This is a genomic window from Bradyrhizobium sp. Kon58, from assembly GCF_055807455.1.
Window position 1 is genome coordinate 49,900 of sequence record NZ_JBVVOT010000009.1, and the last position, 23,940, is coordinate 73,839.

Sequence of the window (23,940 nt, forward strand, 5' to 3'; positions counted from 1 at the left end):
ACCTGCACGTGCCGGGCTTTGTTGCTTTCGCGGAGATAGTGCGAGGCGGCCGGTTTTGTTCTGCTTAACGCGCCCGGCTGGGGTCCCAAAACCGGGCAACAGGCTGAAACGGGCCTGCTCAAATTGCGTAAAATTTTACGATTCGCCGGCTAGGAGGACGGCAGTTGCCGCGAAGAAGGACCAATTGCAGGCACAAGTTGTCGTGGAACTGATTCTGCGCCTTATGGCTAACGGCTCGCTATTTCACGGCTTCTGTTAGTTGGATCACAGATTTGGCCCCGTATTTGCCGCAGGGTGGTGCGGGGATCCACGAACAAAAGATGACAGAAGTATCTATTGTGGTATTTCTACAATAGAATACATGGGGTTACTGGAAATGAGCGAAAATAAGCGCTACTTTACTTATGAGTATTTCGAAAATTACTTTGGCTTCTCTGCGGACGCCCAGCCGCCTGAGAGCATCGACCGCTTGGTGACGCCAAATCACACAAGCAATAGGTGGTTTCGCTAAGGACTTGGTAATGATATGCAAGTTTAGGCGAGCGATACTTACTTAGATTTTAACTCCCTTTTTTGGTGCCTGGATTGAATTACGCTGGCAAATTTGACGCCGCGATTTCCTTGGACGGCTTGGGTTCCCGATCGCCCGCCGATGGCCATGTCGATTCCTTTACCGCCAAGGCGCACGGTCACGTGCCTGATGGCGCGTTCGTCGTTCCCGACCCGAATCTGATCTTCAATGGCGATTTCAAGCGTGCCGGTCTCGACCTCGTGCTGTCCCATGATGGGCACGATTTCGTCGTTCACGATTATTTCAGGGGCGACAAGCGCGCGGCGATCGCCTCGCCCGACGGCGCGCACCTCACCGGCGACGTCGTCAACGCACTCACCGGCCATGTGCAATACGCGCAGGCCGCCTCCGGCATTGCCGCCGCGCAGGTCATCGGCCACGTCACCAAGCTCTCCGGCAGCGCGACCGCCGTCCGGAACGGCGTCTCCGTCATCCTGAACAACGGCGACAATGTCGAGAAGGGCGACGTGGTCTCGACCGGCGGCGACTCGACGCTCGGCATCACGTTCATCGACGGCACGGTGTTCGGCCTGTCCTCCAATGCGCGGATGGTGCTGAACGAGATGGTCTACGACCCCAACGGGTCGAACAATTCCTCGCTGCTCAGTCTGGTCGCGGGCACCATCACCTTCGTCGCCGGCGAGACCGCCAAGCACGGCGACATGAAGGTCGACACGCCGGTCGCCACCATGGGCATCCGGGGCACGGCGGTGCTGAGCCAGATCAACTTCGTCGTTCCCGCCGGCGGCGGCGATCCGCAGCCACAGGCGAGCTTCCAGGTGCTGGTCGAGCCGAACGGCACGACGGGCTCCTACATCCTGTTCGACAAGGTCACGCTGCTGCCGATCGCGACGGTCAACCAGGCCGGCCAGATGATCCAGATCAGCGGCGGCAACGTCTCGATCTCCAATGCCCTGATGTCGCCGGACATCCAGAAGCTGATCACGGACGTGTTCACGCTGAAGTTCACGGACAACAACAGCAACACCAAGCTGACCCAGAACTTCACCGACTCGATCACGCAGACCGGCAACATTGTCTTCATCAAGACGGATACCGGTGCCACCGCGACCGCGACCTTCACGCATCTCACTGAGCCGACATCGCCGGGGCCCGGCCATGATCCGGCGACCAGCACCCGCATTCCCGGCCCGCCCCTTGCGCGCAGTCTTGATCTCAACGGCAATGTGCAGAAGGCGTTCGCGCTGACTGAGCGCGCGGATACGACCGGCGACACGACGCATTCCGACACGATCTCCGGCCTGATCACCTTCGACGACCAGAACCTGGGCGACCGGCCGACGGTGAGCATGAGCGTCGCCGACGCGCCCAACTACGTCTACAAGGACGCCGGGCTGCACGATGTCACCGGATCGCTCACCGCGCTCCAGAAGCAGGACATTGCTGCGACGCTGATCAACATCGACGTGGTCGCCAATGGCGGCAACACCAACCACGGCTCGGCGGTCTGGACCTACACGATTCCCGACCACGTCTTCGACTTTCTCGCGGCGGGTGAGACGCTGACGCTGACCTACAAGGTCCGCGTCAACAATAATTTCTCGGTCAATGCCGAAGCGTCGACCATCGACATCACCATCACGATCACCGGCACCAACGACAAGCCGGTGATCACCACCAGCGTTCCGGTCATCGTCTTCGAAGGCGGCACCAGCGTGCCGGGTGGCCCGCTCACCAGCGAGGTGCCGACTTCGGGCACGCTGACCTTCAATGATGTCGACCTCACCGACACCCACACGGTCGCTGTCAAGCTGACCAGCGCGACCCTGCCTGATGGTACCGTTCCGCCGGGCCCGCTTGCTGCGTTCCAGAGCGCGATGTCGGTCGCGATCGCGGCGGGCGCCGATAGCACCGGGGACGGCACCGGCACCATCAACTGGTCGCTGGCCGAGCTGCCGGTCTACCTCGCCGACTTCATCCCCAAGGGTGAGGTGCTGACGCTGGTCTACACCGTGACGCTCAAGGACGCGCAAGGCGCCACCTCGCAGCAGACCATCACCGTCACGATCACCGGCACCGACGCTCCCGCCGTGGTGTGGATCGCGACCGACCATGCCGGCGCTCCCTCCGGCGGCTTCTGGAAGGACGCGGCGAACTGGGAAACCGGCACGGTCCCCACCATCAATGACGACGTCATCGTCATCACGGATCAATTGCACGGGCTGACGCCGTCCTATCCGGTGACGATCGACGCGGCTGCTTATGCCAAGTCGATCACGATGAACGACTACGACACCACGGTCGGCCACACGGCACCGGAAGTCATCAACAAGAGTGCGTTGACGATTGCGGGCGAGGTCAGCCTCAAGGCCGATTCGAAGCTCACCAATTTCACGGCCAGCACGATCTCGGTTGGTGGCAAGGCTGAGTTCCTGGACAGTAGCGTCCTCACCAACGCCGGCTACCTGACGCTCAAGGGCGGCGGCGATTTCGCCAAGAGCACCACGATCACCAATTCCGGCACGATCGAGCTGTTCGGCGGCACGCTGACGACGTTGGCCGGAATTGACAATGCCGGTGGCACGCTGAAGGCCGATGCCGGCACGACGCTGATCGTCGACACCGCCACCATCAGCGGCGGCACGGTCACCATCGCCGGCACGCTGGAACTCGACGGCACCAGCGTCCTCAAGGACGGCACGCTGAACAATTCAGGAGCGGTCAACGTCAAGGGCACGGCGGAGTTCGCCCACGAGACCGTCGCAAACACCTCCAGCGGCACGATCAAGGTGCTGGCGAATGGCTGGCTGACCATCGACCAGGGCTCCGGCGTCACCAACAATGGCAACGTCACGGTCGACGCCACCGGCAAGCTGACAGTGAACGGGGCCACGATCAGCGGCGGCACGATTAACGGTCTCGGCACGATCGACGTTACCGGCGCCAGCACGATCGATGGCGGCGCGACGCTGAGCACGAGCACGGTCACTGTCGAGAACGGCATCGCGCTGACGCTCGATGGTATGACGGTGTCGGGCTCGACGATCAGCGGCGGTGGCAGCGTGGTGCTGAAGGGCACCGTGCTGTTGGAAGGCAACGCCAAGATCCAGAATGGCCCGATCACCAACACCGGCACGCTGGAGATCGCCGGCGCGGCGACATTGCTCAATGACGTCCTCACCAACACCGGCCACACCGTTCATGTCGACGGCGGCAAGACCCTGACGCTGTCCGGCACTGAGATCACAGGCGGCACGATCGACGGCCCCGGCACCATCGACGTCGCTGGCGCCAGCACGATCGATGGCGCCGCGACGCTGAGCACGAGCACGGTCACTGTCGGGAACGGCATCGCGCTGACGCTCGATGGCATGACGGTGTCGGGCTCGACGATCAGCGGCGGCGGCAGCGTGGTGCTGAAGGGCACCGTGCAACTGGCTGGCAACGCCAAGATCCAGGACGGCCCGATCACCAACACCGGCAGGCTGGAGATTGCCGGCGCGGCGACACTGCTCAACGATGTCCTCACCAACACCGGCCACACCGTTCATGTCGACGGCGGCAAGACCCTGACGCTGTCCGGCACTGAGATATCAGGCGGCACGATCGACGGTCCCGGCACCATCGACGTCGCCGACGCCAGCAAGATCGATGGCGGCGCTACGCTGAGCACGGCCACAGTTAGCGCCAATGCCAAGCTGACGCTGGACGGCATCACGGTGTCGGGCTCGACGATCACGGACAATGCAGGCATCGAGCTCGACAACACCGTCAAGCTCAAGAACGGCGCCACGGTCCAGGGGGCCTCAGCTGCGTCCAAGGGGGCGATCACCAACAACGGCACGTTGGAGATCGCCGGCGCGGCGACGCTGCTCAACGACATCCTGACCAACACCAGCCATACCGTCACGATCGATGATGGACAGACGCTGACGCTGGCCGGCACCGAGATATCAGGCGGCACCATCAACAATTTCAACGGTGCGTCCGGCGGCACGCTCAACGTCGCCGGCGACAGCAAGATCGATGGCAACGCGGCGCTGAACAAGGGTGCCATCACGGTCGAAAACGGCATCACGCTGACGCTCGACGACGCCACGGTGACCGGCAGCGCGATCGCCAACGGCGGCATTGTCAAGGTCGATGCAACCAAGAAGCTAACGCTGGCGGGTGCGACCCTGACCGGCGGCACGCTCACCGTCGTCGGTACGCTTGCTTCCTCCGGCGCCACGACCATCACCGAGGCCAATATCTCGAATGGCACTCTGCTCGAGTCGACGCTCAACGGCCTGCTGGCGTTGGTGGCGACGACTTCCGCTACCACCATCACGAACAGCGGCATGATCCGGGCCAGCCACGCCGAACTCGACATCAGCGGAGAGGCCGTCACCAACACGGGCACGCTTGCAGCCATCAACAACGGCACGCTGAAGCTGATCGGGATGACGGTGACCAATACCGGCAGCGGTAATGTCTCGGTCGAGTCCAACTCGACACTCGATCTCCAGGGCGCCACCATCGACGGCGGTGCGGTGACGATTGCCGGTACGCTGGAATCGATCGGCACGAGCGCGATCAACAACGCCGACATCACCAACACCGGCACGATCACCGTCACCAGCGGCACGTTGACGATCGATCCCGCCACGCTTCACGCCATCACCAACCATAATCTCATTCAGGCGAACGGCGGCGTGCTCGGCGTTTCCGGTGAGGATATCGCCAACACCGCGGCTCTTGAGGCGGTCAACCACGGCACGCTGAAGCTGGCAAATCTCACCGTCAGCAACACCAGTGCCGGGTCGATCACGGTCGACGGCACCTCGAAGCTCTATCTGACCGACGTCTCGATCAACGGTGGCAGCCTGAGCAATGCCGGCAATCTCTACAGCGCCGGCGTCGATACGGTCACGGGCAGCGTCACCAATACGGGCATCATCGAGGTCCAGAGCGGCACGCTCGACCTTGCGGGCGGCATCGCCGGTTCAGGCAAGGTGATCGTCGATGTCGGCGCGACGCTGGAGTTTTCGGGCGCGACCGGTTCGATCCACATCGTCAATTCCGGCTCGATCGTGGGCACCGGTGGCAATGCTGCGATCCACGTCCAGCAGGACACGACTGGTTCGGTGATCGACAATTCGGGCACCATCGGGCCGGCCCCCGCCTCGAGCGTGACCTCCGTGACCGATGCGATTGTCGAGATCGGTGGCAGCATCACGATCAACAACACCGGCCACATCAACGGCAATATCTCCGTCGCCAGCACGACCTTCAACAACGAGTCCGGCGGCACCTGGACGGTCGCCGGCACGAGCGTGTTCGGCAATGCGTCGACGATCGTCAATGACGGTGTCATCGATCTCCTCAACGGCGCCTCGATCTCCCTGAGTGGGCCCGGCCTCGTCAATCACAACCACATCGACAGCTGGGGCACGGCGACGATTACCGGCGCTATCATCAACACCGGCACCATCGAGGTCCATGACGGAGAGTTGACGCTGTTCGGCTCGCTGACCGGCACGGGCTCCGTGACCGTCGATGTCGGCGCGCTGCTGACGCTGGAGGGTACGGTCGCGCAGACGATCCACCTCGCCGGCAACGGCGCAGGCCTTCAGATCGATGCGGACACGTTCGACGGCTCGATCGCGGACTTGTCCGTGAACGACACGATCGAATTGTCGACGATCCAGTGGGGCCCCGGCACCAGCGCCGTCTACGTGCCCAATGCCGCCGATCCTGCGAGCGGCGGCGTGCTCACGGTCACTGGCAACGATGGCAAGACCATCGACCTGATCCTCGTCGGTGACTATCGCGATGCCCATTTCGCGGGCAGCGACGATGGCGGGCACACGCTGATCACGATGCATGCGACCGACGACGCGCCGGCGTTCGACACGGCGGCCCCGACGCTGAGCGCCAGTTTCTCCGAGCTCGAAAGCACCACCGGCTCCGGCAATTCCGACCCGGTGCCCGCCGCAACCGGCTCGATCGCCTTCACTGACATCGACCTGACCGACCGACCGACCGCGACGATCACCCACCAGGCCGCGACATGGCTGGCTGCCGACCACAACACGGAATTCAATCTGACCTCGGGTCAGACCTCGGCGCTCGAGCAGGCGTTGTCGATCCTCGGGACCGGGAAGAACAACGGCACGGTCGGATGGAGCTATTCGATCGTCGACAGCGAGCTCGATTTCCTCGGCGAGGGCCAGACCGCGACGGTGGTGTCGACCATCACGCTCGACGACCACCAGGGCCAGACCACGACTGCCGACGTCACCATCACGATCACCGGCAAGAACGATGCGCCGACGCTGGCGTCGGTGACCAAGGGCGGGCTGGTGGACACGGCGACGAACGACAGTTTCTCGGACATCATGGGAACGCTGGCCGGGACCGACGTCGACAGCGGCGAGCAAGCGACGCTGAAATATACCGTGCTCGATGGAACGACCGCAGTGACGTCACTGGCGGGCGACTACGGTACGCTGACCGTCACCGATGACGGCACTTACAGGTATGCCCCCAACGCGGCCGCGATCAACGCTCTGGCGGCAGGCGATTACCAGGACATTTTCACCGTCCAGACCAAGGACGTGCACGGCGCGACTGGCACGGCGTCGTTCACGGTGAACGTCACCGGCGCCAACGACGCGCCGGTGTTGTCCAACGGCAGCCTCGGAGAGCTCACCGACACGGCCCTGGCGGATCACTTCTCTGATCTCACCGGCCAACTGGCCGCGACCGATGCCGACTCGGGCGACACGTTGACCTATGCCGTGCTGGACGCCGATCACGATGCGACGGGCACCGTCGTGGGTGACTACGGATCGCTGACGGTCAATGCGGACGGCAGCTATACCTACGTTCCCGATGCGGCCTCGATCAACGCGCTGCCGGCGGGCTCCTACTCGGATAGTTTCACGGTTCAGGTTTCGGACGCGCACGGCGCCGTAACCACGGCGACATATACAGTCGACTTGACCGGAGCCAACGACACGCCGACGTTCGCCGATGTCAACATCGGCAAGCTTGTGGATACGGCGGCCGCGAACAGCTTCTCAAATCTCACGGGGCACCTGGTCGGCAATGATGTCGATACCGGTGACACGCTGACCTATTCCGTGTTGAATGCGAATAGCGATGGGACGGTGAGGGGCCTCTATGGCTCGCTGACGGTCGACTCCCACGGCAACTATACTTACGTTCCAAACGCGACCGCGATCGACGCGCTGTCGGGCGGATCTCATGAGGATAGCTTTACGGTCCAGACCACGGACTCGCACGGTGCGACCGCCTCGGCGCTGCTCACGGTGGACGTCGACGGCGCGAACGACGCGCCTGTCATCAACACCGACCAGGTCAGCGTCTCGCAGGAAGGCGACCAGGTCTTCGTGCACGGCCTCTCGGTCAACGACGTCGATGCCGCCGCCAATGAAACTTTCACGCTCACTGCGGCGGCGGGTTCGGGCACTTATGTGGATCCCGCATCGACGTCCGATACGCTGGATAATGTCGATTCGGCGCTTCACTATCTCGCCTATACCGAGCCAAGCCAGGCCGTGTCGGCGACAGACAAGGTCGTGGTCACCGTGACCGACGGTCATGGCGCGACCGATACGGTCAATCTGATCTTCAACCTGAGCGAACAAGGCCCGGTGACTCTCGCCAGCACGGACCAGAAGGACGTTCTGTTCGGGACCGGCTATCAGGATCAGTTCGTGTTCGCTGCCAATTCGAACCATGACGTGATCATGAACTTCACGTCCGGCGAGGACCATGTCGACCTGTCGGCCGTCGTCACGACAACGGACGGCCAAGCCTGGATCGAGCAGAACGCCACCCTTTCGGGGAACGATACACTCATCACGATCAATGCGCATGACAGCATCCTTTTGAAGAACATCGCGCAGGTCCAGGCCAGCGACTTCATCTTCCATGCCTGAGGGTAGCGCTAAGGAAGGCGGCCGTCGGGACATCCGATGCCACTGCCATTTGCTCGGACGGCGTGATATCCCACCACCATGAAACGTCTCAAGATCCTGCGGCGGTGGTTTGCGCGGAAGTTGGGGTTTGCGCGGCTGATGTGCCTTGCGCTGCTGGTCGTGTTTGCCGGCGCTCGCCTCTGGGATCCGCCGCCGATCCAGGAACTGCGGCTGCGCACCTTCGACATGTTTCAGTTGATCGATCCGCGCCACAAGGCGGCGCGGCCGGTTACGATCGTCGACATCGACGACAAGAGCCTCGCCAAGCTCGGCCAATGGCCGTGGCCGCGGACGCGGATCGCCGACCTGATCCAGAACCTCACCAGTCACGGCGCGGTCGCGATCGGCTTCGACGTGGTGTTCTCGGAGGCCGATCGGCTCAATCCGGATCTGGTCGCGAGCCAGATGCGCTATCTGGACGACGCCACCCGCGCCAAGCTGCGCGAGCTGCCGAGCAACGACCAGATCCTCTCCGAAGCGATCAAGCGCTCGCGCGTGGTGCTGGGCGAGACCGGGCTTCCGGAGGTCCTCTCCGAGCTCGACAAGTCTCTTCCGTTCACGGGCGTGGCGACGCTCGGTGAGGACGGGTCCGAGCGCTTCCTGTTTGACTTCCCTGGCTTGCTGCGCAACGTGCCTGTGATCGAGAAGGTTGCGGCCGGTCGCGGCCTGTTCTCGATCAGGCCCGAGCGCGACGGTCTGATCCGCCGCGTGCCGATGGTCATGCTCGCCCAGGGCAACATCATGCCGTCGTTGAGCCTGGAACTCCTTCGTGTCGCCACCGGGACGCCGACACTTCTGATCAGGACGGACAAGACCGGCATACGTGCGATCCGGCTCAAAGGTGTGGAAATCCCGACCGACAAGAACGGTCAGCTCTGGGTGCATTACGCGCGTGGAGATCCCTCGATCTACGTTTCCGCGGCCGACGTACTGGACAACAGCGTGTCGCCGAGCAGGATCGCCGGCAAGCTGGTGCTGATCGGCACCTCGGCAGGCGGGCTGAACGACATCAAGACCACGCCTGTCTCGAAGGCCATGCCCGGCGTCGAGATCCACGCCCAGGTGCTGGAGAGCGTGCTGAGCGGCGCAGTGATCTCCCAGCCGAACTATGCGCTCGGCGTCGAGCTGCTCGCCGCGCTCATCATCGGCTTGCTCGTCATCATCTTCACGCCGAACCTCGGACCGGTGCGCCTCGTGCTTGCCGGCGCGACCTTCGCCGCGATCCTGATCGGAGTGTCCTGGTTCTTCTATGCGCAACACCGCTATCTCATCGACTTCACTTATCCGCTGCTCTCGACCACCGCGATCTATCTGACGCTGATCTTTGCGAGCTTCGTGCGCGAGCAGCGGCAGCGCGTGCAGATCCGCGGCATGTTCGCGCAATACATGTCGCCGGTGCTGGTCGAGCAGCTGGCGCAGTCGCCGGAAAAGCTCGTCCTGGGCGGCGAGGAGCGCGAGATGACGATCATGTTCTCCGACGTGCGCGGCTTCACCACCATATCGGAAACCTACAAGCACGATCCGCAAGGGCTCATCGCCCTGATGAACCGGTTCCTGACACCGCTCACCGACGTGATCATCGATCAGAAGGGCTATATCGACAAATATATGGGCGACGCCATCATGGCGTTCTGGAATGCGCCGCTCGACGATGCCGAGCACGAGGTCAACGCCTGTGAGGCCGCGATCCAGATGCTGGAGAAGATCGACGCGGTGAACAAGGACCGCGAGCAGGAGGCCATTGATGGCGGCCACGTCTACATCCCGCTCAATGTCGGTATCGGTCTCAACACCGGCATCGGCGTCGTCGGCAACATGGGCTCCGACCTGAAGAAGAACTATTCGGTGCTCGGCGACAGCGTCAACCTGGCCTCGCGCCTAGAGGGCCAATCGAAGGAATATGGCTTTCCGATCATCGTCGGCTCGAGGACCGCGCTCGCCGCCAAGGACCAGTTCGCGATCCTCGAACTCGACTTCATCATGGTCAAGGGCAAGACCGAGCCGGAAGTGATCTACGCGATCGCCGGCCGCGCGGACGTGATGCATTCGGGCGCGTTCCAGCGCCTGCGCAACGTCACCATCGAAATGCTCGCCTGCTATCGCAGCCGCGACTGGCAGGGCGCGCTGGACGCGATCGAACGCGGCCGCAGGAGCGAGGATGCCGACACGCTGGAGAAGCTGTTCAAGCTCTACGAAGTGCGCATCAAGGAATTCCAGGTCGATCCGCCGGCCGAGGGCTGGACCGGGGCGTATGCGCTGCTGACGAAGTAGGGGGCGTTTGCTGGCAGCCAAGCCCTCAGTGTCGTCCCGGCGTAGGCCGGGACCCATACTCCGCAGCAGAAGTTGTTACGCCAGATTGGAGTGGCTGCCGTCGCCAAACCCAACTCGGTGGTTATGGGTCCCGGCCCCCCGTGCGCAATTGCGCACTAGGCCGGGACGACAATAACCCTCACTCCGCCCCGATCGTCGTGAGGTCCTGGAACCAGTGCTGCGCCTGCACGAACTGCTTGACCTTGGGCGACAGCGCATGCGGGTTGGTGTCGTGCACCACCCACACCAGCGTGGCGTCGTCGACGATCAGCGCATGCGCCTGCGCCAGCAGCTCGTCCTGCTTGCCGCTGTCGAAGGTCTGCTTGGCCTCGTCGATCAGCGCGTCGACCTTCGGATTCTTGTAGCCGCCCCAGTTGACGCCGACCGGCGCGATCTGGCTCGAATGGAAGAAGCGGACGATGGCGTAGAGCGGGTCCGAGGTGACGTAGGCGATGTTGTTGGCGGTGATGCCGGCGTTCATCTCGTCGGCCGCGCCCTTGCGCCAGTGCGTGTATAACGTCTCGAGCTCGACGACCTTGAAATCGATGTCGATGCCGATCTCCTTGAAGCTCTGCTGCAAGAATTCGTTCATTGGCAGCGACAGCATCTGGCCGGTGCCGCCCTGTGCGATGATGAAGGTGGCCTTCAGCGGCTTCGCCTTGGAGTAGCCGGCTTCCTCGACCAGCTTCTTCGCCGCGGCGACATCGTATTTCAGCTCGAAGCTCGGCTTGCCGAACCACGGGCTCGACGGATCGACCTGTCCCTTGGCGGGTTTCGCAAGGCCATTCATCAGGCCCACCACGGCTTCACGATCGATCGCGAGGTTGAGCGCCTTGCGCAGGCGGATGTCGGTCCAGGGCGAACCCGGCAGCACGCTCAGATGATAATTCCAGACATGCGGCGTGACGTTGTCGACGAGCTTCATGCCGGCGGCCTTGAGCTGCGGCACAGCATCCGGCGCCGGCGTCTCGATCAGATCGACTTGCCCGGCGAGCAGCGCATTGGTGCGCGTCAGCGCTTCCGGCATCGGCACCAGCACGAGCTTTTCGACCTTGGGAATACGCTTCTTGTTCCAATAATCCGGATTCTTGGTCAGCTCGGCGAGTTCGCGCGGCACCAGTTTGGTCAATTTGAACGGGCCGGTCCCCGAAGGCTGGCTCGCGAACTTATCCCAATCCTTGCCGAGCTTTTCGTATTGCGTTGGGCTCGACACCAGGAACCACAGCATCTGATAGGGGAAGAACGAGTCGACCGTCTTGGTGGTGATCTCCACCGTGGAGTCGTCGATCTTGGCGTAGCTCGCGACCGAAGGCAGGCGGGTCTTGACCTGGGCGCTCTGGCGCTTGTCGAATTGCGGCGCCTTGTCGTTGAGCACCTTGTCCAGATTCCAGATCACGGCATCGGCGTTGAACTCGCTGCCGTCGTGAAACTTCACGCCCTTACGCAAGGTGAAGCGCCATTTGGTCTTGTTCTCGTCATCGACTTTCCACTCGGTGGCCAGTCCCGGCACCAGCTTTCCCGGGCGGTCGGCGACGTCCATCTCCCACGCCACGAGCGGATCGTAGATGGTGTAGGCCGTGAACTGATAGGCGCCGGCGCCGCGATCGGGCTGGCCGGTCGTCAGCGGGATGTCCGCCATCGAGATGCCGTAGCGCAGCACAGTCTCGGCGCCCGCGGGAATCGCGGACAACGCCAGTGCAAGTACGGCGAAACAGGTCGATAGTCGGATACGCATGGGCCAAAGCTCCAGGGAAGGCTTCAAGGACAATCGGAGCCAAACCTGCAATCTTGATGCCAGAATAGGCAGCGAGGTGCTTTCACCGAGGCGTCATCACAAGGACTTGTCGTCGCAGGGGCAATTTGCAGAATAAGTTTCCCCATTGGCATAGGCATTGCATACGATTGCATCAAAATTAGTCATCGAAGCCGGAAAGGGATTGAGTCAATGCTGATCAATAAGAACAAGACCCGCGCGGCGCTGATCGCGTTGCTGGCGCTCAGTAGCGCGGCTGCGTGGCCGCGCGCGGCCGGTGCCGAAACCGTGCTGCGCATCGCCATGACCGCTGCCGATATTCCGCGCACGTTGGGCCAGCCCGATCAGGGTTTTGAAGGCAACCGCTTCACCGGCCTCACCATGTATGACGCGCTCACCGGCTGGGATCTGTCCTCGGCCGACAAGGCGAGCGTGGTGATCCCCGGCCTTGCCAGCGAGTGGAAGGTCGACGATGCCGACAAGACCAAATGGACTTTCAAGCTACGCCCCGGCGTCACCTTCCATGACGGCTCGCCGTTCAACGCGGACGCCGTGGTGTGGAACGTCGAGAAGGTGCTGAAGCAGGATGCGCCGCAATTCGACGCCAGCCAGGTCGGCGTCACGGCCTCGCGCATGCCGACGCTGGCGTCGGCGAAGAAGATCGACGACATGACGGTCGAGCTCACCACCAAGGCGCCCGACAGCTTTTTGCCGATCAACCTCACCAATCTCTTCATGGCGAGCCCGGCGAAGTGGCAGCATTTCTACGAAAAGGCGGAAGGCGCTGACGCCAAGGCCAAGTCGCAGGCCGCATGGACCGCGTTCGCCAAGGACGCCGCGGGCACCGGCCCGTGGAAGATGGCGGGCTTCACCCCGCGCGAGCGGCTCGAGCTGGTCAAGAATGCGGGCTACTGGAACAAAGACCGCGTGCCAAAAGTCGACAAGATGGTGCTCTTGCCGATGCCGGAAGCGAATGCGCGCACTGCGGCGCTACTTTCCGGGCAGGTCGATTGGGTCGAGGCGCCGGCGCCGGATGCGTTGCCCGAATTGAAGCAGCGCGGCTTCAAGCTCTACGCCAACGAGCAGCCGCATGTCTGGCCGTGGCAGTTCTCGCGCGTCGAGGGCTCGCCCTGGAACGACATCCGCGTCCGCAAGGCCGCGAACCTCTGCGTCGATCGCGAAGGCCTCAAGGACGGCCTGCTCGCCGGGTTGATGGTGCCCGCGACCGGCACCTTCGAGCCTGGCCATCCGTGGCGCGGAAAGCCGACCTTCGAGATCAAGTACGACAAGGCGGCTGCGCAGAAGCTGATGCAGGAGGCCGGCTTCGGACCGAACAAGAAGTTGACGGTGAAGACCCAGACCTCGGCCTCCGGCTCGGGCCAGATGCAGCCGCTGCCGATGAACGAATATCTCCAGCAGGCGCTGGCCGAATGCTATTTCGACGTGCAGCTCGATGTCATCGAGTGGAATACGCTGTTCACCAATTGGCGCCGCGGCGCCAAGGACCCCAGCGCCAACGGCTCGAACGCGACCAACGTCACCTACGCGGCAATGGATCCGTTCTTCGCGCTGGTGCGCTTCCTGCAATCAGGCATGGCGCCGCCGGTCTCGAACAATTGGGGTTTCATCAACAACCCCAAGTTCGACGAGCTGGTGAAGAAGGCGCGGCAGACCTTCGATCCCGCCGCGCGTGACGCCGCGCTCGCCGAACTGCACGCGGCCTCGGTCGACGACGCAGCCTTCCTCTACGTCGCCCACGACGTTGGCCCCCGCGCCATCAGCCCGAAGGTGACAGGCGTCGTGCAGCCAAAGAGCTGGTTCATCGACTTCTCGCTGGTGTCGATGCAGTAGTTCGCTCGGCTTGGCTCAGTGCACCCTCTCCCCTTGCGGGAGAGGGTGGCTTCGCGGTTAGCGAAGCCGGGTGAGGGGTCTCTCTCCGCGAATGCGGACCTCTCAATCGACGCAGTATCATCCGCGGATATAACCCCTCATCCGGCGCTTCGCGCCACCTTCTCCCGCAAGGGGAGAAGGAAGAAAGAACTGCAGTGCTCGCCTATATCGCCAGACGCATCGTCTACGTCGTCCCGATCGTCATCAGCGTCGCGCTGGTGTGTTTTCTGCTCGTGCACATCACGCCGGGCGATCCGCTCGTCGCGGTGCTCCCGGCCGACGCCTCGCAGGAGCTCGCCGCGCAGCTCCGGACCGCCTATGGTTTCGACCGCCCGCTGCCGGTGCAGTTCGGGCTGTGGCTGCTCCGCGCCCTTCATGGCGATCTCGGCAATTCCATCGCCACGGGCCGCCCAGTGTTGGCTGAGGTCATGCGCGCGGTCAGCAACACCGTCACGCTGGCGATTGCGGCGGCCATCATCGGCTTCACCATGGGCGTCATGCTCGGCTTGATCGCCGGCTATTTCCGCGAAACCTGGATCGACAAGCTGGCGACGTCGTTTGCCATCGCCGGCGTTTCGGTGCCGCATTACTGGCTCGGCATGGTGCTCGTCATCATCTTCTCGGTCCAGCTGAACTGGCTGCCCGCCGTCGGCGCCGGACCCGGAGGCTCGGCCGCCTGGGCCTGGGACTGGGCGCATTTGCAATATCTCGTGCTGCCGGCGATCACGACGTCGGTGATCCCGATGGGCATCGTCACCCGCACGGTGCGCGCGCTGACCGGCGACATTCTCAGCCAGGACTTCGTCGAGGCGCTGCGTGCAAAAGGCCTGCATGAACGCGGCGTGTTCCGCCACGTCATCAAGAACGCCGCGCCCACCGCGCTCGCGGTGATGGGACTTCAGCTCGGTTACATGCTCGGCGGCTCGATCCTGATCGAGACCGTGTTCTCCTGGCCGGGCTCGGGCTTCCTGCTCAACTCGGCGATCTTCCAGCGCGACCTGCCGCTGCTCCAGGGCACGATCCTGATCCTGGCGCTGTTCTTCGTCTTCCTCAATCTGCTGGTCGACATCGCGCAAGCCGCGATCGACCCGCGCATCAAGCGGGGCTAGCCGATGAGCGAGCTTCCGCTATCCGCCACCGCCGATGCCGCGCTTCAGTCCGCGCCCGCGACCAAGGCGCGCGGCTATTGGGCGACCGTGGGCCGTCGTATCCGGCGCGACAAGGTCAGCATGGTCTGCGCGCTGGTGCTGCTGCTGATCTTCCTGTCCGCGATCGTTGCGCCGTGGCTCGGTCTGGAAGATCCCTACAAGGGCTCGATGATCCGGCGCCTTCGGCACATCGGCACATCAGGCTACCCGCTCGGCACCGACGAACTCGGTCGCGACATGCTGGCGCGACTGATCTATGGCGGCCGGCTGTCGCTCCTCATCGGCATTTTGCCAGTGATCCTTGCCTTCTGCATCGGCACGTCGCTCGGCCTCGTTGCCGGCTATGTCGGCGGCAAGCTCAACACCGCGATCATGCGCACGATCGACGTGTTCTATGCCTTTCCGTCCGTGTTGCTGGCGATCGCGATCTCGGGCGCGCTGGGCGCGGGCATCCTCAATTCCATCGTGTCGTTGACCGTCGTGTTCGTGCCGCAGATCACCCGCGTCGCCGAAAGCGTGACGACGGGCGTGCGCAACATGGACTTCGTCGATGCCGCGCGCGCCTCGGGCGCGGGACCGTTCACCATCATGCGCGTTCATATCCTCGGCAATGTGCTCGGATCGATCTTCGTCTACGCGACCAGCCTGATCTCGGTCTCGATGATCCTCGCGGCAGGCCTGTCCTTCCTCGGTCTCGGCACCAAACCGCCGGAGCCGGAATGGGGCCTGATGTTGAATACCTTGCGCACCGCGATCTATGTCAATCCCTGGGTCGCCGCGCTCCCCGGTGCAATGATCTTCGCGGTCTCGATCTGCTTCAACCTGCTCTCGGACGGCCTGCGCAGCGCCATGGACATCAGGAACTAGCCATGAGCGAAACCAACGCCTCCGTCACGATGCTGGAGCCGATCGAAGACCTCGGCGGCGTCGCCCAACCGCTGCTTCAGGTCAACGGCCTGACCAAGCATTTCCCGGTTCGTGGCGGCCTGTTCGCCGCAAAGCGCACCGTGCGTGCGGTTGATAATGTCTCGTTCACCGTCGCCAAGGGCGAGACCGTCGGCATCGTCGGCGAGTCCGGTTGCGGCAAGTCGACCACCGCGCGGCTGCTGATGCATCTGATGCCGCGCGACACCGGCGATATCATTTATGACGGCATGAGCGTCGGCCAGTCGCTCTCCCTGCGCGAGCTGCGTCGCGGCATGCAGATGGTGTTCCAGGATTCCTACGCCTCGCTCAATCCGCGCCTGACCATCGAGGAATCGATCGCCTTCGGCCCGAAGGTGCACGGCATGGCGGACGGCGCTGCGCGCGCGCTGGCGCGCGAGCTGCTCGGCAAGGTGGGCCTGGTTCCTGCGAATTTCGCCAACCGCTACCCCCACGAGATCTCCGGTGGCCAGCGCCAGCGCGTCAACATCGCACGTGCACTGGCGCTGTCGCCGCGGCTAGTGATTCTGGACGAAGCGGTCTCCGCGCTCGACAAATCGGTCGAGGCGCAGGTGCTCAATTTGCTTGCCGACCTCAAGCGCGAGTTCGGCCTGACCTATCTCTTCATTAGCCACGATCTCAACGTCGTGCGCTACATCAGCGATCGCGTGCTGGTGATGTATCTCGGCGAGGTCGTCGAGCTCGGCCCGGTCGATCAGGTCTGGGACCAGCCGGCGCATCCCTATACGCGCGCACTTCTTGCCGCGATGCCGTCCTCGGATCCGGACCGCCGCACCGAGACGCCGCCGATCACGGGCGATCCGCCCAATCCGATAGATCCGCCTTCGGGCTGCCGCTTCCACACGCGTTGCCCGTTTGCGGAGCCGCTCTGCGCAAATGCGACACCAAAACTCACCGCGCTCGATAGAATGGGCCACGAGGCCGCGTGCTACATGGCGATCCCGGGTTCAGGCCATAGCCGCGCGCCCAAGGAGGAAACCGTATGACGAGACCGACGACCAAAGAGATCAAGGCGACGGCACAGATCGCCGGCGTTCCCGTTGACGACGAGATCGCGACGCGCATCTCCAATTCCATCGGACCGGCCTTCGAGGGCTTTGCGGCCATTGCCGGCACGCTGCCGTTCGATCTCGAGCCCGCGCTGTATCCGATCGCGCAGACTGCGAAGGTCTCGAAATGAGCACCGAACCCGCATTGATGACGCTTACCGAGGTCGCGCGCGCGATTGCGATGAAGCAGGTGTCCTCGCATGAGGTGACGCGGGCGCTGCTGCATCGCATCGCGCAGTGGCAGCCGCATCTCAACGCCTTCATGTCGATCGAGTCGGAGAAGGCTCTGAAGGCTGCCGATGCCGCCGACGCCGAATTCGCCAAGGGCGAAGTCCGCGGGCCGTTGCATGGCGTGCCGCTCGCGCACAAGGACATGTACTACGACGCAGGCCACGTCGCGACCTGCGGCTCGCTGATCCGCCGCGATTTCGTTCCGACCGTGACCTCCACCGCCTTGCAGCGGCTGAAGGACGCCGGCCAGGTTAGGCTCGGCACGTTGCATCTCGCCGAATTCGCCTATGGCCCGACCGGTCATAACGCCCATTATGGTCCGGTTCGCAATCCCTGGAACGTCGCGCACATCACCGGCGGCTCGTCGTCGGGCTCGGGCTCGGCGGTGGCGGCTCGATTGACCTATGCCGCGCTCGGCTCCGACACCGGCGGCTCGATCCGCATGCCCGCGCATTTCTGCGGCGTCACGGGATTGAAGACCACGGTCGGCCGGGTCAGCCGCGCCGGCGCGATGCCGCTGTCGCAGTCGCTCGACACGGTCGGCCCGCTCGCCCGCACGGCCGAGGATTGCGCGCTGCTGCTGGCGCTGATGGCCGGCCCTGATCCTGACGATTCGACCTGCAGTCATGAGCCGCTGTCTGACTATGTCGGCGCGACCAAGGGCTCGCTAAAAGGCCTCAAGGTCGGCGTCCCCTCGTCCTTCTATGTCGACGATCTCGACGGCGAGGTCGCGCGCGTGCTGGACGAGACCATCGCGGTCCTCAAGCGCGAGGGCGTCGACATCGTCACGGTCGAGTTGCCCGATCAGCGGCAATTGTCCTCGGCAAGCCAGCTCGTGCTTGCAGCCGAAGCCGCCGCCTTCCACAAGCGCTGGATGATCGAGCGGCCGCAGGATTATGGTCCGCAGGTGTTGATGCGGCTTCAGAACGGGCTCGCGGTCCCCGCCATCACCTATCTCGAGGCGATGCGCTGGCGGGGGCCGGCGCTCGCCGCGCACAACGCTGCGACATCGGGTGTCGATGCGATCATCGCGCCGGCGTCTCCGGTGCCGGCGCCGACGATCGAGGAGAGCGACGTCGGCGGCGGGCCGAACGCGCCGGCGCTGTTGCAGCGGCTAACGCTGTTCACCCGTCCGGTGAATTATCTGGGCCTGCCGTCGCTCACGGTGCCCTCGGGCTTCACCAAAAGCGGTCTTCCGATCGGCATGCAGCTGATCGGCCGCTCGTTCGATGAGGCGACCTTGCTCACCATCGGCGCCGCATTCCAGCGCGCCACCGACTACCACGACAGGTTGCCGAAACTTCCGTCATGACAAAGCTCGTCGAGATCTCAGGCCTCAACATCCGCTTCACCGGCGAGCGTACGGTCTATGCCGTGAACGATCTCAGCCTCTCGCTCGGCGACGGCGAGGTGCTGGGCCTGCTCGGCGAGTCCGGCTCGGGCAAGAGCGTGACCTTGCGTGCACTGATGCGGCTGTTGCCGAAGAAGCGCACGCAGATCACGGGCAAGGTCAACGTGATGGGCCGCGACGTGCTCGCCATGAACGACGAGCAGCTGTCGTCGTTCCGCGGCCAGACCGTGTCGATGATCTTTCAGGAGCCGGCGCTTGCGCTCGACCCGGTCTACACCATCGGCGCGCAGATCGCCGAAAGCGTGGTGCGTCACGAAGGCAAGTCTTATGCGGAAGGCAGGGCGAGGGCGCTCGAAATGCTCGAGGTCGTGCGCATTCCCTCGGCCAAGCGGCGGCTCGATGCCTATCCGCACGAGATGTCCGGCGGCATGCGTCAGCGCGCGATGATCGCGCTGGCGCTCGCGTGTCGTCCCAAGATATTGCTCGCGGATGAGCCGACCACCGCGCTCGATGCCACCGTGCAGATCCAGATCCTGCTGCTGTTGCGCGAGCTGCAGCGCGAGTTCGGCATGTCCGTCATCTTCGTCACCCACGACATCGGGGTCGCCATCGAGATCTGCGACCGGGTCGCGGTGATGTATGCCGGCCAGATCGTGGAGCAGGGCACGCTTCGCGACATCGTCCGCTCGCCGGTGCATCCCTACGCCAAGGGCCTGCTCGCCTCGACCGTCCACGGGGCCAAGCGGGGACAGCGGCTCGAGACCATCCCCGGCACCCCGCCGTCGCTCGGCGAGAGGCCGCACAACTGCTCCTTTGCGCCCCGCTGCGCCGTAGCCCAGCCGCGCTGCCTGGAACAACTGCCAGGGAATGTGGAGGTCGGCCCGGGCCGGGCGGCACGGTGCGTGCTGGCGGAGCCGGTCACCGCGTTGTCTTGATATTTTCGGCCCCAAGACGGAGCGGGGAACAGCATTCAGACCTCGTTCATCCCGGTTCCGCTTCCATGGAACCGTTCACGGAGAGGGACCTCACTTATGTACATTTCCAATGAAGGCCTGCTTGTCATCCTGTTCGTCGGCCTGGTGGCTGGCTGGTTGGCCGGCAAGGTGGTGCGCGGAACCGGATTCGGCATCATCGGCGATATCGTGGTCGGCATCGCCGGCGCGCTGGTGGCAAGCTTCCTGTTTCCGAAGCTCGGCATCCACATCGGCACCGGACTGATATCGGAGATCATCTATTCCGCGATCGGCGCGGTCATCCTGCTGCTGGTGGTGCGGCTGGTCCGCGGCGGCGGCCGGTTCTAACGGCGCCCGAGTTCAATTGATCGAACTTTTGACCTCTCCCCGCCCGGGGAGAGGTGACATGTCTGCAAGAAAAAGCCGCAAGATCGTGAGATTCCGGACTTGCGTGCAAGGTCGGTCGGAGGTGATGTGGGCCATAGGGGTCCCGGGTGTTCGACTGCGTTGGGCGATGAGCGCAAACGCGATGTTAATCCGGGTCAATTACTCCTGAATTTGCCTTTGAAATCAGGGACTTTGGCCCCTACCCGAAAGAGATCAGACTGATGGCAGCCGTTCCCGGCGTCCGCCGCTCAGAGCTCGGTGATGCGCTGCGCGCCTGTCGCACGGCGTTTGTCGGCGTCGGCTTGATGAGCTGCATGATCAACCTGCTCTATCTGACCGGGTCGATCTTCATGCTGGAGGTCTACGACCGGGTGCTGCCGAGCCGCAGCATTCCGACCCTGGTCGGCCTGATCGTCCTCGCCAGTTTCCTCTACATGGCGCAGGGCGTGCTGGACATGATCCGTAACCGGATCCTGGGCCGGGTCGGCACCGCGCTGGACGAAGCCCTGAACAAGCGGGTGTTCGACACCATCGTGCGCCTGCCGTTGCTGGTCGGTAGCCGCAACGAGGGGCTTCAGCCGCTGCGCGATCTCGACAATGTCCGCTCCTTCCTCGGCGGCATGGGACCGAGCGCGTTCTTCGACCTGCCCTGGCTGCCGCTCTATCTCGCCATCTGCTTCGCCTTCCACGTCATGATCGGCGTCACCGCGCTGGTCGGTGCCGTCATCCTGGTCGGGTTGACGCTGGTCACCGAGTTCATGTCCCGCCAGCCGGCGAAGGAGGCGATGGGCCTTGCCGCCCAGCGCAACGATCTCGCCCAGGCCAGCCGCCGCAACGCCGAAGTCATGGTGTCGATGGGCATGGCCGGCCGGATGAACGCGCGCTGGAGCGAGGCCAACGAAAAATATCTCGACGGCAACCAGCGTGCGAGCGACGTCGCCGGCGGTCTCGGCGCGGTCGCAAAAGTGCTGCGCATGATGCTGCAATCGGCCGTGCTCGCGGTCGGCGCCTATCTCGTCATCCATCAGGAGGCGACCGCCGGCATCATCATCGCCGGTTCGATCCTCTCGGCACGAGCGCTCGCGCCGGTCGACCTCGCGATCGCGCACTGGAAATCCTTTGTCGCGGCACGTCAGAGCTGGCACCGCCTGACCCGACTTCTGGAGCAGATGCCTGCGCAGACGATGCCGACTCAGCTGCAGGCGCCGACCAGCCGCCTCTCGGTCGAAGGCATCGCCATGGTGCCGCCGGGCGACCAGCGCCTCATCGTGCAGGACGTCACCTTCGCGCTCGAAGCCGGCAATGGCCTCGGCGTGATCGGACCGAGCGGCTCCGGCAAGTCGTCGCTGATCCGCGCGCTGGTCGGCGTCTGGCAACCGGTCCGCGGCAAGGTGCGGCTCGACGGCGCGGCGCTCGACCAATGGTCGTCGGACATGCTTGGCCGCCATATCGGCTATCTGCCGCAGGACGTCGAATTGTTCGGCGGCACCATCGCGCAGAACATCAGCCGCTTCGATCCCGAGGCCACGTCTGACGGCATCATCGCCGCCGCCAAGGAAGCCGGCGTGCACGAGATGATCATCAAGATGCGCGAGGGCTACAATACCCAGGTCGGCGAGCAGGGCACGGCGCTCTCCGCGGGCCAGGCGCAGCGGGTGGCGCTGGCGCGCGCCCTCTATGGCAATCCGTTCCTGATCGTGCTCGACGAACCCAATTCCAATCTCGATACCGAAGGCGACGAAGCGCTGACCCGCGCCATCCGCGCGGCGCGCGAGCGCGGCGCCATCGTCATCGTGGTGGCGCACCGTCCGATCGGCGTGGAAGCGGTCGACCAGATCCTGGTGCTGCGCGACGGCCGCATGCAGGCCTTCGGGCCGAAGGAGCAGGTGCTCGCCCAGGTGCTCCAGCCGCGTGTGACGCCGCCGGCGCCGATCAAGATCGTCAGCGAAGGCGGAGCCAAGGCATGAGCACGATGGCGCTCGGCGGCGCGAAGCCCGCCGCGAAGCGGACCGTACGGCAGTCGATCCGGTTTCACCTGATGCTCGGGCTTGGGATCGTGCTGGTCCTCCTGGTTGGGCTCGGCGGCTGGGGATCGACCGTGCAGATCTCAGGCGCGCTGATCGCGCCGGGGCAGATCGTGGTCGAATCCAACGTCAAGAAGGTACAGCATCCGACCGGCGGCGTCGTCGGCGAGCTGCGCGCCCGCGATGGCGACGTGGTCAAGGCTGGCGACATCGTGGTGCGGCTCGACGACACCGTCACCAAGGCCAACCTCGCCATCGTCACCAAGAATCTCGACGCGGCGCAGGCGCGTGCGGCGCGGCTCCAGGCCGAGCAGCGCGGGATCGACAGAATCGACTACCCGCAAGCGCTGCTCGATCGCGGCAACGATCCCGATGTCAAGGCGCTGCTCTCCGCGGAAACCAAGCTGTTCGACGTGCGTGTCAACGGACGCGCCGGCCAGAAGGCGCAGCTGCGCGAGCGCATCCAGCAGCTCAACGAGGAGATCGAGGGCCTCTCCGCGCAGGAGCGGGCCAAGGACAAGGAAATCTCGCTGGTGCAGCAGGAGCTCGTCGGTGTCCGCGATCTCTATGACAAGCATCTGGTGCAGATCTCGCGCCTGACCACGCTCGAACGCGACAGCGCCCGCCTCAACGGCGAGCGCGCGCAATACATCGCCTCGCGCGCGCAGGCCAAGGGCAAGATCACCGAGACCGAGCTCCAGATCATCCAGGTCGACAAGGACATGGTCAGCGAGGTCTCCAAGGATCTGCGCGAGACCAACGACAAGATCGGCGAAATGATCGAGCGCAAGGTCGCCGCCGAGGACCAGCTTCGCCGCGTCGACATCCGCGCGCCGCAGGACGGCATGGTGCTGCAATCGACCGTGCATACGGTTGGTGGCGTCATCACCGCCGGCGACGCCCTCATGCTGATCGTGCCGCAGGCCGACGATCTCCAGGTCGAGGCCAAGGTCAATCCGGTCGATATCGACAAGCTCCAGATCGGCCAGAAGACGCTGCTGCGCCTGTCCGCCTTCAACCAGCGCACCACGCCGGAGCTCAACGGCGTCGTCAGCCGCGTCTCGCCCGACGTCACCACCGATCAGCGCACCGGCCAAAGCTACTACACCATCCGCGTTTCGCTGTCCGCGGAAGAGGTCGCCAAGCTCGGTGATTCCAGGCTGATCCCCGGCATGCCGGCGGAAGCCTTCGTCCAGACCGGCGACCGCACCATGCTGTCCTATCTGATGAAGCCGCTGCACGACCAGTTCATGCGCGCGTTCCGGGAGAAGTGACGCGCGGAAGCGCGTCATCGCCTCTTTTCGTCATTGCGAGCGTAGCGGCGTAGCGAAGCAATCCAGGTTGCCTCCGCGGCGAGATTTCTGGATTGCTTCGCGACG

At 64.0% G+C, this 23,940-nt stretch carries 13 protein-coding genes; 12 read left to right on the forward strand and 1 reads right to left on the reverse strand.

The features are described 5' to 3' along the window. The first annotated feature begins 585 nt into the window (after positions 1–585). The gene (locus AC0L20_RS17555) at positions 586–8,481 is read left to right on the forward strand and encodes a beta strand repeat-containing protein (RefSeq protein ID WP_473290114.1); all 7,896 of its coding nucleotides are present in this window, start codon (positions 586–588) and stop codon (positions 8,479–8,481) included. A gap of 78 nt (positions 8,482–8,559) precedes the next feature. Beyond that, the gene (locus AC0L20_RS17560; protein ID WP_473290116.1) at positions 8,560–10,791 is read left to right on the forward strand and encodes a CHASE2 domain-containing protein; all 2,232 of its coding nucleotides are present in this window, start codon (positions 8,560–8,562) and stop codon (positions 10,789–10,791) included. 178 nt (positions 10,792–10,969) lie between these two features. Here the strand turns inward: AC0L20_RS17560 and AC0L20_RS17565 are convergent, their stop codons facing one another. Beyond that, positions 10,970–12,565, reverse strand: a complete 1,596-nt coding sequence (locus AC0L20_RS17565; RefSeq protein WP_473290118.1) for an ABC transporter substrate-binding protein — start codon at positions 12,563–12,565, stop codon at positions 10,970–10,972. 210 nt (positions 12,566–12,775) lie between these two features. Here AC0L20_RS17565 and AC0L20_RS17570 point away from each other — a divergent pair, with 210 nt between their 5' ends. The 10 genes from AC0L20_RS17570 (at position 12,776) to AC0L20_RS17615 (ending at position 23,835) form a co-directional block, all read left to right on the forward strand. Then, positions 12,776–14,434, forward strand: coding sequence for an ABC transporter substrate-binding protein (locus AC0L20_RS17570; RefSeq protein ID WP_473290120.1), 1,659 nt, complete (start codon positions 12,776–12,778; stop codon positions 14,432–14,434). Between the two features lie 194 nt (positions 14,435–14,628). Then, entirely contained in the window at positions 14,629–15,582 is a 954-nt protein-coding gene (locus AC0L20_RS17575; protein WP_473290123.1) for an ABC transporter permease, read from the forward strand. A gap of 3 nt (positions 15,583–15,585) precedes the next feature. Beyond that, the gene (locus tag AC0L20_RS17580; RefSeq protein WP_473290125.1) at positions 15,586–16,488 is read left to right on the forward strand and encodes an ABC transporter permease; all 903 of its coding nucleotides are present in this window, start codon (positions 15,586–15,588) and stop codon (positions 16,486–16,488) included. Positions 16,489–16,490: 2 nt separating this feature from the next. Further along, complete coding sequence (locus AC0L20_RS17585; RefSeq protein WP_473290127.1) at positions 16,491–17,552, forward strand: ABC transporter ATP-binding protein; 1,062 nt, start codon at positions 16,491–16,493, stop codon at positions 17,550–17,552. Beyond that, entirely contained in the window at positions 17,549–17,746 is a 198-nt protein-coding gene (locus tag AC0L20_RS17590) for a hypothetical protein (protein WP_473290130.1), read from the forward strand. Before AC0L20_RS17585 ends, AC0L20_RS17590 begins: the two co-directional genes overlap by 4 nt. Next, a complete protein-coding gene (locus AC0L20_RS17595; RefSeq protein WP_473290133.1) occupies positions 17,743–19,158 on the forward strand; it encodes an amidase in 1,416 nt (471 codons plus the stop codon). The genes AC0L20_RS17590 and AC0L20_RS17595 overlap by 4 nt, the downstream gene beginning before the upstream one ends. Next, positions 19,155–20,132, forward strand: coding sequence for an ABC transporter ATP-binding protein (locus AC0L20_RS17600; RefSeq protein WP_456766420.1), 978 nt, complete (start codon positions 19,155–19,157; stop codon positions 20,130–20,132). Before AC0L20_RS17595 ends, AC0L20_RS17600 begins: the two co-directional genes overlap by 4 nt. 96 nt (positions 20,133–20,228) lie before the next feature. Beyond that, positions 20,229–20,498, forward strand: coding sequence for a GlsB/YeaQ/YmgE family stress response membrane protein (locus AC0L20_RS17605; protein ID WP_007605178.1), 270 nt, complete (start codon positions 20,229–20,231; stop codon positions 20,496–20,498). Positions 20,499–20,758: 260 nt separating this feature from the next. Beyond that, positions 20,759–22,504 carry a type I secretion system permease/ATPase gene (locus AC0L20_RS17610; RefSeq protein WP_473290136.1) on the forward strand — a complete coding sequence of 582 codons (1,746 nt, stop codon included), beginning with the start codon at positions 20,759–20,761 and terminating at the stop codon, positions 22,502–22,504. After that, positions 22,501–23,835: an HlyD family type I secretion periplasmic adaptor subunit gene (locus AC0L20_RS17615; protein ID WP_473290139.1), complete on the forward strand. Its 1,335-nt coding sequence runs from the start codon at positions 22,501–22,503 to the stop codon at positions 23,833–23,835. The genes AC0L20_RS17610 and AC0L20_RS17615 overlap by 4 nt, the downstream gene beginning before the upstream one ends. The last annotated feature ends 105 nt before the right edge of the window (positions 23,836–23,940 follow it).